Source organism: Casimicrobium huifangae, assembly GCF_009746125.1.
GTDB lineage: Bacteria > Pseudomonadota > Gammaproteobacteria > Burkholderiales > Casimicrobiaceae > Casimicrobium > Casimicrobium huifangae.
In genome coordinates, this window is sequence record NZ_CP041352.1 from 2777857 (window position 1) to 2791113 (window position 13257).

The window sequence follows — 13257 nt, forward strand, 5'->3', positions numbered from 1 at the left end:
CCCGCCGGTTCTGCACAAGGCGGGCAGTGCCCGCCCTACGATTCATGCAACTTGATCAAGTAACTAGCGTGTTCATGGTTCGACACGCTCACCACGAACGGACTAACAACTAAACGGTCGCTTTTTCAGGCGCGGTGTGCTTCGCCTTGTAGTCCTGCACCGCCGCCTTGATTGCGTCTTCGGCGAGGATCGAGCAGTGAATTTTCACTGGCGGCAGCGCCAGTTCCTCGGCGATCTGGGTGTTCTTCAGGTTCATCGCTTCATCAAGCGTCTTGCCCTTGACCCATTCGGTCACCAGCGAAGATGATGCAATGGCAGAGCCGCAGCCGTAAGTCTTGAACTTTGCGTCTTCAATGACACCATTGGCGCCAACCTTGATCTGCAGTTTCATCACGTCACCGCAGGCCGGTGCACCGACCATACCGGTACCAACATCGGCTTCGTCCTTGGCGAACGACCCGACGTTGCGCGGGTTTTCATAGTGATCGACGACTTTTTCGCTATATGCCATGAAAATTTACTCCGTAAATTTGAGGACGAATGACCAATGACGAGTGACGAAACAGTCTGCTGGAACTGGAAAGTGTCATCCGCTTTGCGTCATTCGTCTTTCGTCATTCGTCCTGCGCGTAGCGCATTAATGCGCAGCCCACTGCACGGTGGAAAGATCAATCCCCTCCAGGTGCATATCCCACAGCGGGCTCATCGCGCGCAGCTTTTCCACCGTGCGCTTCATCGTTGCAATCGTGTTGTCAATGTCTGCTTCAGTCGTGAAGCGGCCGACCGTCATGCGGATCGAGCTGTGCGCGAGTTCGTCGCTGCGACCGAGCGCACGCAGCACGTAACTGGGCTCCAGCGACGCCGACGTGCAGGCCGAGCCGGACGATACCGCGACTTCCTTCACGCCCATGATCAAGCTTTCGCCTTCGACGAAGTTGAAGCTCACGTTCAGGTTGTGCGGAACGCGCTGCTCCATGTCGCCGTTGATGAACACCTCGGGGATGTCTTTCAGGCCCTTGTAGAGACGATCACGCAGCATGCGGATGCGCTCGTTCTCGGTCTTCATCTCGGCCTTCGCCAGGCGGAACGCCTCACCCATGCCGACGATCTGGTGCGTCGCCAGCGTGCCGGAGCGGAAGCCACGCTCATGACCACCGCCGTGAATCTGCGCCTCCAGACGGATGCGAGGCTTCTTGCGCACGAACAGCGCGCCCATGCCCTTGGGGCCATAGGTCTTGTGCGCCGAGAAGCTCATCAGGTCAACCTTCAGCGCCTGCAGGTCAATCTCGACCTTGCCGGTGGCCTGTGCACTATCGACGTGGAAGATGATGCCCTTGCTGCGCGTGATTTCGGCGATCTCGGCGATCGGCTGGATGACGCCGATTTCGTTGTTGACGAACATCACCGACACCAGAATCGTGTCCGGGCGCAGCGCCGCCTGAAACGCATTCATGTCGATCAGGCCGTTTTCCTGCACGTCCAGGTAAGTGACCTCGAAGCCCTGACGCTCCAGCTCGCGCATGGTGTCGAGCGTCGCCTTGTGCTCGGTCTTCACCGTGATGAGGTGCTTGCCACGTTCCTTGTAGAACTGCGCCGCGCCCTTGAGCGCCAGATTGATCGACTCGGTCGCACCGGACGTCCAGACAATTTCCTTGGCATCGCAATTGACCAGCGCTGCGACGTGCTCACGTGCCTCTTCCACCGCCGCCTCGGCCTCCCAGCCGTAGGCGTGCGAGCGCGAGGCCGGGTTACCGAAATGCTCGGTGAGCCAGGGGATCATCTTCGCCGCCACCCGCGGATCGACCGGGGTGGTGGCGCTGTAGTCCATGTAAATGGGCAAACTCATTACAACTGCTCCGCTTGCCTGTTTGACTAAATGGGGTACGGCACGACCGGCGACATCGGTGCCGTCGTTTTACGGTGATCCTGCACCACATGAATCGACGGCGACTTGCGCTCCTTGGCATCGTCCACCAGCGACTGCAGGCTGACGCCCTGCAGATAGGTGAAGATGTGGGCATTCAGGCTCGACCACAGGTGATGGGTGAGGCAGATGCCGTCGTCGTGGCAGTTTTTCTCGCCGCCGCAACTGGTGGTGTCGATCGGCTCATCGACGGCAAGGATGATGTCGGACACGCTGACGGTTGCCGGCGGTTTCGCCAGGTTGTAGCCGCCGCCGGGGCCGCGCACGCTTTCGACCAGCCCGTGCCGGCGCAGCTTGCCGAACAGTTGCTCAAGGTAGGAGAGGGAAATTTTCTGCCGTTCCGACACTTCGGCCAGCGTCACCGGGCCTTCATGGTTGAACAGCGCCACATCGATCATGGCGGTGACGGCGAAACGCCCCTTGGTGGTGAGTTTCATGGCAGCTTTGCACTCCGGTTGAGGACCTTGCACATCCCCGCTATTGGCACCACGTGGCACTGCAGCGGAGAAAACTTGATCATTTCACTCGGATTATAAAAATTCCGACCATTTCAGTCAAGTGAATAACCGAGTGATTCAGTAAGTCTCTGTCCAACTGCTAATAGCTTTTTGCCGTAAACCCTATTCGCATTGGGCTTGAAGCACAAAAAAGCCAAAAGTCGAAAAACGGCAATTTCGGGCCATACGCCCTGCTTAAATGCGCTTCTTTGACAAAAGTCATTGTTTTCAGCTGACGTACGCGGAACACCAACTTACAATGAAATCATGCACTTGCGCCGTCCCAAACAGCAAATCGTCGCCGCGTTCACCGCGATGGTGCTGCTGTTTGCCGCGCTGGCGCCCTCGGTGGCTGGCGCGCTGGGCATTACCTCTCCCGCCATGTGGGTGGAGCTTTGCTCTGCTGACGGCAGCAAGCGTGTGGTTTTGGACCCGTCCGTACCCAACGGGAGTGACGACCGTTCCGCAGCGCAGCATTTGAGCGAGCACTGCCCGTTTTGCCACATCGAGCAAGCGCCACTGGCTTTACCGCCAGCGCCGCTGCCTTTCGTCCCTCATGTCTTCACACACAGCGCATTTCCCGCGCTGTTTTACGCCGCCCCGCGCCCGCCGCATGCCTGGGCGCCGGCACTATCTCGCGCACCGCCACAACACGCCTGATCGCCCGTAGCGATTGCCGCTGCCATCAGCGCGCAATCGCCATCGGCGTTTGATCAGGGCGTCGCACCAGGCAAACCCATCCGATAGCTGACTGGCCTCTCGGCCAGCATTGTTCGTGCTGCGATTGCGCGCGCCCAACAACGCCGCCGATTGATCCGTTGTTGTGGTGTGTCGATATGCGTTTTTTTCCGCAAAGCCGCTGGCGTGCGTTGTCGCTTCTCATCCTGTGCTGTTCCGTGTCGCTGCTCGCCGGCTGCGATCGCAGTAGTGAGGCGCTGGCGCGCTTCCACTCGATCGACATCACCGGCGCACCGTACGGGCACGACTTCCGTTTGCGGGCACCGGATGGCAGTGAGCGCACCGTGGCTGACTTTCGCGGCAAGGCGGTGCTGGTCTTCTTTGGCTTCACGCAATGCCCTGACGTGTGCCCCACCGCGTTGACGCGCGCGGCGGACGTGAAACGCCTGCTCGGCAAGCAGGGCGAGCGCTTTTTGGCGGTGTTCATCACCGTCGACCCGGAGCGCGACACGCCAGCTATCCTGCGCGAATACACCCAGGCGTTTGACCCGTCATTCATCGGCCTGAGTGGCGACCTCGCGCAGACGCAAAAGACCGCATCGGACTTCCGCGTGCACTACGCCAAGGTGCCCACCGGGTCGAGCTACACGATGGATCACACGGCAACCAGCTACGTGTTCGATCCCACCGGCACGCTGCGCCTCGCCGTCAGCCACGCCACCACCGCTACGGACCTCGCGGCCGACATCAGCGCGCTGCTCAAGGACGCTGCCACCGGCCCCTGACAAATCTCAGTTCAAACCTCTCTCAACCATGCAAGGACATCTCATGAACCTCAAGCACAACCTCATCGCCCTCATCACCTCGGCCGCTTCGCTTGCGGGCGCCCAGGTCACCATCTCCGAGCCGTGGGTGCGCGCCACGGTGCCGCAGCAGAAGGCCACCGGTGCCTTCATGCAATTGAAGGCCGACCAGAGCATGCGGCTGGTCGCCGGCAAATCGCCTGTCGCCGGCGTCGTCGAGATTCATGAAATGGCGATGGACAACGGCGTGATGAAGATGCGGCAAATCCCCGGCATCGAGATTCCCGCCGGGCAAACGCTCGCCCTCAAGCCGGGCAGCTATCACGTGATGTTGCTGGACCTGAAGCAGCAGGTGAAAGACGGCGACACCGTCCCCATCACGCTTGAGTTCGTCGGCCTCGACAACAAGAAGCACACGATGGAAATCAAGGCGCCAGCACGGCCGCTCAACGCCAGCGTCGCGCCCCCAGACGCACACAAGCACTGATCGGTGACTCCCGGCACCGCACCGGCCGCAGTCAACCGCGCCCTTCGATTTCCGTCGTCACCAACAGGCTTTCACCAGAAGAAATAATCCACCAAATTGCTCACCGTAGCGCTGCTTTCTGGCAGCGTGGCAGATGCCCACGTCGTCCTTGAACGACGCCACCATAGCTCCAACCAAGAAACTGGGGGTGGTCGTCGTCACTGGCAACCAGCCGACGTCACTGCCAACGCACATATCCACCACGATGTAAGGACTAGATGCCAAACCGATCGAACGTACCATCAACGCCACCGGCAGTGAGGACGTGCTCAAGTACTTCCCGAGCCTGCTGGTGCGCAAGCGCCATGAGGGCGACTACAACCACGCCATCCTCTCCACCCGCGCGTCCGGCACTGGCAACAGCGCGCGTTCGCTGGTGTTTGCTGACGGCATTCAACTGTCCAACCTGCTCGGCAACGGTGTGAGCGGCCTCTCCGTCCTGCCGCGCAAGGGCTTGGTCACGCCAGAAGAAATTGCCCGTGTCGACGTGATGTACGGCCCGTTCTCGGCGGCCTACAGCGGCAACTCGGTGGGCGCGGTGGTGGACTGCCAGACACGCATGCCCAACAAATTCGAAGCGCACGTGGCCAGCAACTTCAGCTACCAGCCGTTCGATCGCTACAACACCCACAGCAACTACAAGGCGTGGCAAACCAGTGCCTCTCTCGGCAGCCGCAGCGGCGCCTGGTCGTGGTGGCTCGCGGTCAATCACATGGACAGCAACGGGCAGCCGCTCACCTTCGCAACGCGCTTGCTGAGTGCCGGCATCGCTGGCAGCAGCGGCACGGCTGTCACCGGCGCTGCACAGGACAACAACAACGCAGGTCAGCCGTGGTGGATCCTCGGAACCGGAACACAGTACCACACGCGCCAGGACTACGCTAAAGTGAAAGTGGCATACGACTTCTCACCGACGGTGCGGGCCAGCTACACCTTCGGCCTGTGGCAGAACGATGTCGACATCGCGGCAAGCCTGTACCGAAACGAGCGCGACCAGTTGCGGCAGATCGCCGCCAGCAACACGCTGCCGGCAGCTGCGTCGGGCGGTGCCGGCACGCTCACTGATGGCGGCGGCAGCGGCCGGAGGCCTCATGGACGGGCGAACTGTCGGCGGAGACGGATCTGGGCAGTACCTCGTTGCGCGCAACGTTGTTCGCCGAGAACACCCGTGACTCGCTCTATTCGCAGACGGTCTTCGACGCCATCGCGAACAAGAATATTTCGCGCGTTGTCAACGTCGGGCGCATCGCGACCAAAGGCGTGGAACTGGCAGCCAATGCGCAGGACGTGGGCATCAAAGGCCTCGACCTGCTCGGCAGCCTGACCTTCGCCGACTCCATCATCAAGGAAAACTCGGGCTTTGTCGCCACGCCAGGCGACACCATCGGCAAATGGCAGCCCAACATTCCGAAGTGGCGCGCGACGGCGCTGGCCAGCTACCGCATCAACTCCGCATGGACGGCCACACTGGCGGCCCGCTACAGCGGCACCCAGTACCGAACTCTGAACAACGCCGATATCAACGGCTACACCTATCAGGGCGTCAGCCGCTTCTTCACGATGGACTCACGCGTGGTCTGGAAAGTCAGCCAAACGGTTACCGCTGCGGTCGGCATTGACAACCTCAACAACTACAAGTACTGGAACTTCCATCCGTACCCACAGCGCACCTACTACGCGTCGCTGCAGGCGGATTTCTAGACCTTACCTATGAGCATATCGCCGGGCGGTTCGGACGCAGGTCGGGGCGACACGCCCTGCCCGCGCGCCGCCTGTTCCTGCACCACCAGCGCGCGCTGGTAGCCGTCTCGCGCGGACAACCGGAGCCAGTACGCAGCGACAGCGGGCGTGAAACGTTCGTGCAGGCCAAGCAGTTCGGCCAACATCAACGCATAGCCGACAGCCACGTCAGCTGCCGTGAAGCGCTCAGCGCACAGGAACGGGTGTGCGGCAAGCTGCGGCTCCAGCGTGCGCAGGCGCGCGTGGAACCACTTGCCGTAGTCCTCGACGACTTGCGGCTGCCGATGTTCCGGTAGCTCGAATCGTGAATAGCGCAACACCAGCGTCTGCGGGAAGGTCAGCGTGGCGTCGCTCATGTGCAGGTAGTTGAGATAGTCCCCGTAGTAGGACTCGTCCGGCGCGACCCCGAACGTTGCCGGAGCGTACTGTTGTGCAAGATATTGGCAGATCGCAGCCGACTCGGTCATCCGCGCCGCACCATCAATGAACAGCGGCACTGTGCCCCGCGGATTGAGGGCGAGAAAGTCCTTGTGATGCACACGCGGCGGAAACGCCAGCATCCGCAAGTCATACGGCAGCCCGATTTCCTCCAGCATCCAGAGGACGCGGAAGGAACGGGCGCTGACACAGTGGTAGAGCGTAGCCATGGCGTATTGAATCACGCCATCACGCGCCCGGTGCCCCCCCAGGCCGCGCGGACGCCTAGCTGCGCGCCGGAATCGTCAGGCCTTTCGCTACCGCCGGCCGCGCGACGAATGCTTCGAGCGCCCGCGTCACATGCGGGAAATCGTTGATACCGACGAGATCACCGGCGCCATAGAAGCCGATCAGGTTGCGCACCCAGGGAAAGGTAGCGATGTCTGCGATGGTGTAGTCGTCGCCCATGATCCATTGCCGTGTCGCGAGGCGGCCATTGAGCACTCCCAGCAGGCGTTTTGACTCGGCCACGTAGCGATCACGCGGACGCTTGTCCTCATAGTCCTTGCCGGCAAACTTGTGGAAGAAGCCGAGTTGCCCGAACATCGGCCCGACGCCGCCCATCTGCCACATGACCCACTGGATCGCTTCGTAGCGGTGCGCCGCATCCGACGGAATGAATTTGCCAGTCTTCTCCGCCAGATAGATCAGGATCGCACCGGTTTCCCAAAGCGGCAACGGCTTGCCGCTAGGGCCATCGGGGTCGATGATGGCGGGGATCTTGTTGTTCGGATTCAACGACAGAAACTCCGGCGTCATCTGTTCGTTGCTTTCGAAGCTGACCAGATGCGGCTCGTACGGCAATCCCGTCTCTTCAAGCATGATCGACACCTTGACACCATTGGGCGTGGGCAGCGAGTAGAGCTGGATGCGGTCCGCGTGAGTCGCGGGCCACTTCTTTGTGATCGGGAATGCGCTGAGGTCGGCCATGGAATTTCCTGTGCAAATGAAGATGAAGGCGATGCGTCGCTGACACCCAGGCATTTGTGGTTGCGCCACACGGAATCAACGGCCCCGACAGTAGGGCTATGTGTTCATCGTGTCTTATGAGTCGCCGAGCGAAAGAAAAAAGCCCGCCGAAGCGGGCTTTGGTAGCAGGCTTGGGTACTAAACGTTCTGCAACAGTGGAAGCTTGCGAACCCGTTTGCCAGTGAGCGTAGCAACCGCGTTGGCGATGGCGGGCATTACGAGTGGTACGCCAACTTCGCCAAGACCACCCGGTGCGGCGCTGCTTTGCACGAAGGTGATGTCGATTGCCGGCGCCTCGCTCATGCGCAGCATGGTGTAGGTGTCGAAGTTGCGCTGTTCCGGGTGACCATCCTTGAAGGTGATCGCATTCTTCATGCCGCTGGAGAAACCGAGCAGGATGCCCGACTCGATCTGCGCATTCGCCTGGTCCGGATGCACGACGATGCCGCAATCGATCACTGCCGTGATCTTGTGCACCTTCGGCACGCCGTTCACCATCGACACTTCGGCTACCAGCGCCGAGTGCGTGCCGTAGCACTCCATCTGCGCCACACCCAGCGCGCGCCCCGCCGCTGCCTTGCCCCAGCCTGCCTTTTCGGTAGCCAGCTTGAGCACATTCTGGGAACGGGCGTCGCCTTTCAGCATCTCCATGCGCAGCGCTACCGGATCCTTCTTCGTGGCAGCGGCGATCTCGTCGACAAAGCTCTCCACAGCGAAGGCGTTGAGCGCGTTCGACACACTGCGCCAGTAGCCCACGCGAATGCCGGTATCGTGAATGACGTTTTCGATCTGCACGTTCGGGATCTTGTAGGTCAGATTCTCCGAGCCTTCGGCCATGAACGGATCCTTGCCGTTCTGCACCACCGGCGGGAACGCGCGGGCAGTGACCGACGGCGAAGTCATCTTGCTGTAGAACGTCGTCACGTTGCCATTCGCGTCGAGCCCTGCGCTCATCTGATGCAACGACAGCGGACGATAGAAATCGTGCGTCATGTCGTCTTCGCGCGTCCAGATCATCTTCACTGGCTTGCCGGCTGCCTTGGCGATTTGCGCGGCCTGAATCTGGAAGTCGAGCTCCAGCTTGCGGCCGTAGCCACCGCCAAGAAATGTGGTGTGAATGAAGACCTTTTCTGGCGGCATGCCAATACCGGCTGCAACGCCATACTGCGCGCCCTGCTGGAACTGGATCGGCCCGGTGATGTGGCATTCGCCGTTGACGATCTCGGCCGTGCAGTTGACCGGCTCCAGGGTAGCGTGGGCGAGGAAGGGCAACTCATACTCGGCCTCGACCTTGCGCGCCGCTTTGTCGATATCAGCAGCACCTTTGCCGTCCTTGCGCATCACGGCGCCGGGATTGACCGAAGCGGTGCGCAAGCTGGCTTCAATTTCGAGGCTGTCCAGATTCGCAGCCGGGCCGTTATCCCACTCAATTTCCAGCGCATCACGACCTTTTTTCGCGGTGTAGAAATCTTTCGCGAGCACGGCGACGCCGTCCGGAATCTGCACCACGTTGACCACGCCCTTTACCGCACGGGCCTTGGCATCATTGACCTTCACTACCTTGCCGCCGATCACTGGCGCCTGCGCCAGCGCAGCGATCAGCATCCCCGGCTTCTTGACGTCGATGCCGTACTGCGCCTTGCCAGCAACCTTTGCCGGCGTGTCAATACGCGCCTTCTGTTTGCCGATGATGGTCCAATCCTTAGGATCCTTCAGCGCGACCTTCTCAGGCATCTTCATCGCCGATGCTTTGGCCACCAGCGCACCGTAAGCGAGCTTCTTGCCACTCTTGTGCGACACCACGCCGTTGACGGCCGTGCACTCGGTCGCTGGCACCTTCCAGGTCTCCGCCGCGGCAGCCACCAGCACTGTGCGTGCGGATGCGCCCGCCTCGCGCAGTTTGGTCCAGGCGTCACGCACCGAGGTCGAGCCACCAGTGATCTGGCCACCCAGCATCGCGTTGATGTAAACCGGCGCCGATGGCGCCATTTCCACCTTGACCGCCGACAGCGGCACGCCCAGTTCCTCGGCGACCAGCATCGGCATCGAGGTGTACACGCCCTGCCCCATCTCGGAGCGATGGCACATGATGGTGACACCGCCTTTGGCATCGACCTTGACGAAGGCATTGGCAACCTGCGCGGCGTCCGCCTTGGCCGCAGCCGCGTTCGACGCCGGCAGATGGAAGCCAACTACCAGCGCGCCACCCAGCGCGCTGGTCGATTTCATGAAGCCGCGTCGGGCGGAGGATTCAAGTTGGTCGCGCAGCACGGGTTTGATTTGCTTGCTCATCATCGTCCTCCTCACGCCTTGGCACCAGCAACAGCCTTGCCCGCGCGGACAACGGCCTTCTGGATGCGGTGATAAGTGCCACAACGACAGACATTGCCATCCATCGCACCAACAATCTCGGCTTCCGACGGATTCGGGTTCTTGCTGATCAGTGCAGCGGCGCTCATCATCTGCCCGGTCTGGCAGTAACCGCACTGCGGTACTTCCTCGGCCACCCAGGCATCCTGCAGAGCCTTGCCAACCTTCGTCGGCAGACCTTCAATGGTGGTGATTTTTTTGCCGACAGCGGCGCTAACCGGTGTAGAACAAGAGCGGATCGGCGCGCCATCAAGATGTACGGTGCAGGCGCCACAAAGCGCCATGCCACAGCCGAACTTCGGGCTGGTTACATCCAGATGGTCACGCAGTACCCACAGAATCGGGGTATCGGGATCGCCTTCAAAATTGGCGGGTTTCCCATTGACAGTCAGTTTCATCGTTGTACTCCTCCCTTTGTGTGAACTTGCTTCAGCATTGAGTGCGCTCAACCTGATGCGGACAAGTGTTTGTGTTTGCGAGCATAGGACAATCTGCCAGCGAACGATAGTGCCGGTGAAACTTTATTGCTCGCTCTGGCGTTGCATGCCATTGGACAGCGCTGGTTATTGCGTAAAGCGGTCGCTACGCGTCGGTGGCGGCGCCTGCAGCGCCCGCCAGCGCATGGCGTTCGCCACAGACTGCACAGTCTGGCTGGCGTTTGATCGCCAGTGTCATCACCGCCATACTGCGCGCGTCCAGTGTCAGCAGCCGCCCGGTCAATGGCTCACCAAAGCCCGCTAGCAGCTTGATCACTTCCGCAGCCTGCATGGTGCCGACGATGCCGACCAGCGGTGCGAATACACCTAGAGTAGCGCAGCGATCCTCTTCGAAGTCAGTGGTGTCCGGGTACAGGCAGGCGTAGCACGGTGAATCCGCGCGGCGGACGTCGAACACACTCAGCTGGCCGTCCAGACGTACGGCCGCGCCAGAGACCAACGGTTTGCCCAGCGCAACGCAGGCACGGTTCACCTCGTGGCGAGTGGCAAAACGGTCGCTGCAATCAAGCACGACATCAGCTGCGGCGACTGCATCCAGCAACGGCTGACCCGCGAGTTTCTCCGGCAACGGCAACAACTTGACGTCAGGATTGATCGACCAGACGCGGCGCTGCACCGACTCGACCTTCGGTAGTCCGACAGTGGTCATGTCGTGTGCGATCTGTCGCTGCAGATTGGTCAGGTCAACCACGTCATGATCGGCAACGGTGATAGTGCCGACTCCGGCACTCGCGAGATAGAGCGCGGCCGGACAGCCCAAACCGCCAGCCCCCACAATCAGCACATGCGCATCAAGCAATCGCTGCTGGCCGTCAACGCCCAGTTCGTCCAGCAGGATGTGGCGCGAGTAGCGCAGCAGTTGTTCGTCGTTCACGCGGCGATTCTATAAAGGGCTTGTCGTTGCGTTGCGTGCAACGTCACCCTATCGCATCAGCCACCAGCCGATGATCGCCAGCGCAATGGCGCCCGCCACGATCCAGACTACCGGCAAACCACCCGATTTTGTCGTCGTTCCAGCAGCGCCCGTGCTTGCCGCAGCGGTGGCTTCATCGCCAGCCGGTGCTGCCGCAGCAGGTGCTACCAGTTCGCCGAACTTGGTGAAAAAGTCGTCAGCAATTTTGCGGGCGGCGGCGTCGACCAGCCGCGAGCCAACCTGCGCAAGCTTGCCACCGACCTGCGACGACGCCTTGTATTGCAGAAGCGTGCCGCCCCCTTCCGCATCAGTCAAGGTCACTTCCGCCGAGCCTTTGGCGAACCCTGCGGCGCCACCATTACCTTCAAACACAAGGGTGTAGTGCTCGGGAGCCGCAACGTTCTCCATGTGCAACTTGCCTTTGAACTTGGCTGCCACCGGCCCGACACGAACCGCCATTGCAGCCACCAGCGATCCATCGTCCTGGCGATCAAGCGATTCACAGCCGAACACGCATTGCTTGAGCACGGCAGGATCATTCAGTGCGACCCAGACCCGGTCACGGGGTGCCCGGATCACGCGGGAGTCGCTCATGTCCATTGCAGAAGTCCTTTCACTTTCATCGAGTATGCGTTGATGCCACGCGGGCCTTGCCGCCACCAAGCGACTGCGCCAGGTCGGCAATTGAATTCAGATTGTGCACCGGTACGAAGGTGTCGACATGAGGCAGCAACGCCCGCACGCCGGCAGCGCGTGGCTCAAACCCGTCGTAACGCAACAGTGGGTTCAGCCAGATCAGGTTGCGGCAACTCCTGCCGAGCCGGTCCGCAGCCTTCGTCAGCAATGTCGTATCTTCGCGATCAAGCCCGTCAGTCAGCAGCAACACCTGGGCCCCGTAGCCCAGCACCCGGCGTGCCCAGCGCAGGTTGAACTCATACAGGCAAGCGCCGATGCGGGTGCCGCCGCTCCAGTCCGGGGCGGCAGCGGCAACTCGTGCCAGCGCCACATCGACGTCCTGTCCCCGCAAGTGACGTGTCACATGGGTCAGACGTGTTCCAAACAGGAACACCTCGAGCTTCTGTGGCCGACCACCACGACTGCTTGCGCCGGTGGCATTGGCCAGCGCGTGCACAAAGTGCAGGAACATCCGGGTGTAGCGATGCATCGAGCCTGAGATATCGCACAGCACGACCAGCTTGGGCGGTCGTTCGCCGGGCTGGGTTCGCTCGATGCCGATGATTTCGCCACCGGTCTTGCGGCTCTGCTGCAGACAGGCACGAAGATCAATACGCCCTTGCCGCGCCGGCGCGGACCTTCGGGTGCGCAGCGGACGCATCGGCAGCGCCAGACTGGCAGCAGCCTTGCGTGCGGCCTCCCACTCGGCGGCGTTCATCTGCTCAAAGTCCATGCGTTGCAGCTTCTCGCTGGCCGAGAATGTCAACGTCGCATCGAAATTCACCTCGTCCTGCTGGTTCGGCAGGCGCTTCGGAGCAACTCGCGGCGCGTCGGGCGCAAACGCATCAGTCAGCCGTTGCGGCGGAGGCGGTGGTGGCGGCGTCTGCCCCCGCCCCTGCACAGTGGGCAGCAAAGCGCTGAGCATCTTCTCCTGAATCTGCGGGTCCTTCCAGAAGAGGTCGAACGCAATGTCGAACAGTTCGCGATGCTCGGGACGCGAGATCAGCGTTGACCGCAACGCAGCCCGAATGTCCGCTCGCCGCTCGATGCCGGCGGCTTCCACCAGCGCCAGCGCATTGAGCGTGCTGGCCGTACCGGCGCGCACGCCGGCAGCACGTATCAGGCGCACAAAGTGCACCACATTGTTGGCCAGCGCCCCTGTATGGCTGGCGGCATTGGCCCGCAAAG

General features: G+C 61.3%; 13 protein-coding genes and 1 pseudogene. 4 read left to right on the forward strand and 10 right to left on the reverse strand.

Annotated features, from left to right (window positions below):
• Nucleotides 1-109: 109 nt before the first annotated feature.
• From iscU to FKL89_RS12535, 3 genes are all read right to left on the reverse strand, one after another.
• Entirely contained in the window at nucleotides 110-511 is a 402-nt protein-coding gene (gene iscU, locus FKL89_RS12525) for a Fe-S cluster assembly scaffold IscU (RefSeq protein ID WP_156863101.1), read from the reverse strand.
• A 126-nt stretch (nucleotides 512-637) separates the two neighbouring features.
• Nucleotides 638-1846, reverse strand: a complete 1209-nt coding sequence (locus FKL89_RS12530) for an IscS subfamily cysteine desulfurase (RefSeq protein ID WP_156863102.1) — start codon at nucleotides 1844-1846, stop codon at nucleotides 638-640.
• A gap of 26 nt (nucleotides 1847-1872) precedes the next feature.
• Complete coding sequence (locus tag FKL89_RS12535) at nucleotides 1873-2361, reverse strand: Fe-S cluster assembly transcription factor (RefSeq protein WP_156863104.1); 489 nt, start codon at nucleotides 2359-2361, stop codon at nucleotides 1873-1875.
• Between the two features lie 327 nt (nucleotides 2362-2688).
• On the opposite strand from FKL89_RS12535, the gene FKL89_RS12540 reads away from it, so the two are divergent.
• The 4 genes and pseudogenes from FKL89_RS12540 (at nucleotide 2689) to FKL89_RS12555 (ending at nucleotide 6129) form a co-directional block, all read left to right on the forward strand.
• Nucleotides 2689-3081 (forward strand): DUF2946 domain-containing protein, encoded by a 393-nt coding sequence (locus tag FKL89_RS12540; protein ID WP_156863106.1) that lies wholly within the window; start codon nucleotides 2689-2691, stop codon nucleotides 3079-3081.
• A gap of 236 nt (nucleotides 3082-3317) precedes the next feature.
• Entirely contained in the window at nucleotides 3318-3884 is a 567-nt protein-coding gene (locus tag FKL89_RS12545; protein WP_337774371.1) for an SCO family protein, read from the forward strand.
• 43 nt (nucleotides 3885-3927) lie between these two features.
• Nucleotides 3928-4389 (forward strand): copper chaperone PCu(A)C, encoded by a 462-nt coding sequence (locus FKL89_RS12550; RefSeq protein ID WP_156863110.1) that lies wholly within the window; start codon nucleotides 3928-3930, stop codon nucleotides 4387-4389.
• A gap of 133 nt (nucleotides 4390-4522) precedes the next feature.
• Nucleotides 4523-6129, forward strand: a pseudogene (locus FKL89_RS12555) (TonB-dependent receptor plug domain-containing protein).
• Here the strand turns inward: FKL89_RS12555 and FKL89_RS12565 are convergent.
• The 7 genes from FKL89_RS12565 to FKL89_RS12595 all read right to left on the reverse strand — a co-directional run bounded on the left by FKL89_RS12565 (nucleotide 6126) and on the right by FKL89_RS12595 (nucleotide 13255).
• The gene (locus FKL89_RS12565) at nucleotides 6126-6815 is read right to left on the reverse strand and encodes a glutathione S-transferase family protein (protein WP_156863113.1); all 690 of its coding nucleotides are present in this window, start codon (nucleotides 6813-6815) and stop codon (nucleotides 6126-6128) included. The pseudogene FKL89_RS12555 and the gene FKL89_RS12565 overlap by 4 nt on opposite strands.
• Before the next feature lie 55 nt (nucleotides 6816-6870).
• A complete protein-coding gene (locus tag FKL89_RS12570; RefSeq protein ID WP_156863115.1) occupies nucleotides 6871-7575 on the reverse strand; it encodes a glutathione S-transferase N-terminal domain-containing protein in 705 nt (234 codons plus the stop codon).
• A gap of 177 nt (nucleotides 7576-7752) precedes the next feature.
• On the reverse strand, nucleotides 7753-9906 hold the full coding sequence (locus FKL89_RS12575; RefSeq protein WP_156863117.1) for a xanthine dehydrogenase family protein molybdopterin-binding subunit: 2154 nt from the start codon (nucleotides 9904-9906) through the stop codon (nucleotides 7753-7755).
• An 11-nt stretch (nucleotides 9907-9917) separates the two neighbouring features.
• Entirely contained in the window at nucleotides 9918-10382 is a 465-nt protein-coding gene (locus FKL89_RS12580) for a (2Fe-2S)-binding protein (RefSeq protein ID WP_156863119.1), read from the reverse strand.
• Nucleotides 10383-10566: 184 nt separating this feature from the next.
• The gene (locus FKL89_RS12585) at nucleotides 10567-11355 is read right to left on the reverse strand and encodes a HesA/MoeB/ThiF family protein (protein WP_156863120.1); all 789 of its coding nucleotides are present in this window, start codon (nucleotides 11353-11355) and stop codon (nucleotides 10567-10569) included.
• Between the two features lie 48 nt (nucleotides 11356-11403).
• A complete protein-coding gene (locus tag FKL89_RS12590) occupies nucleotides 11404-11988 on the reverse strand; it encodes an SRPBCC family protein (protein ID WP_238363347.1) in 585 nt (194 codons plus the stop codon).
• Between the two features lie 25 nt (nucleotides 11989-12013).
• A complete protein-coding gene (locus FKL89_RS12595) occupies nucleotides 12014-13255 on the reverse strand; it encodes a vWA domain-containing protein (RefSeq protein ID WP_238363348.1) in 1242 nt (413 codons plus the stop codon).
• Nucleotides 13256-13257: the final 2 nt, after the last annotated feature.

Coding starts and splice junctions, on each gene's coding strand:
- iscU (WP_156863101.1), bottom strand. CDS start 511: ATGGCATATAGCGAAAAAGTCGTCGATCACTATGAAAACCCGCGCAAC.
- FKL89_RS12530 (WP_156863102.1), bottom strand. CDS start 1,846: ATGAGTTTGCCCATTTACATGGACTACAGCGCCACCACCCCGGTCGAT.
- FKL89_RS12535 (WP_156863104.1), bottom strand. CDS start 2,361: ATGAAACTCACCACCAAGGGGCGTTTCGCCGTCACCGCCATGATCGAT.
- FKL89_RS12540 (WP_156863106.1), top strand. CDS start 2,689: ATGCACTTGCGCCGTCCCAAACAGCAAATCGTCGCCGCGTTCACCGCG.
- FKL89_RS12550 (WP_156863110.1), top strand. CDS start 3,928: ATGAACCTCAAGCACAACCTCATCGCCCTCATCACCTCGGCCGCTTCG.
- FKL89_RS12565 (WP_156863113.1), bottom strand. CDS start 6,815: ATGGCTACGCTCTACCACTGTGTCAGCGCCCGTTCCTTCCGCGTCCTC.
- FKL89_RS12570 (WP_156863115.1), bottom strand. CDS start 7,575: ATGGCCGACCTCAGCGCATTCCCGATCACAAAGAAGTGGCCCGCGACT.
- FKL89_RS12575 (WP_156863117.1), bottom strand. CDS start 9,906: ATGAGCAAGCAAATCAAACCCGTGCTGCGCGACCAACTTGAATCCTCC.
- FKL89_RS12580 (WP_156863119.1), bottom strand. CDS start 10,382: ATGAAACTGACTGTCAATGGGAAACCCGCCAATTTTGAAGGCGATCCC.
- FKL89_RS12590 (WP_238363347.1), bottom strand. CDS start 11,988: ATGAGCGACTCCCGCGTGATCCGGGCACCCCGTGACCGGGTCTGGGTC.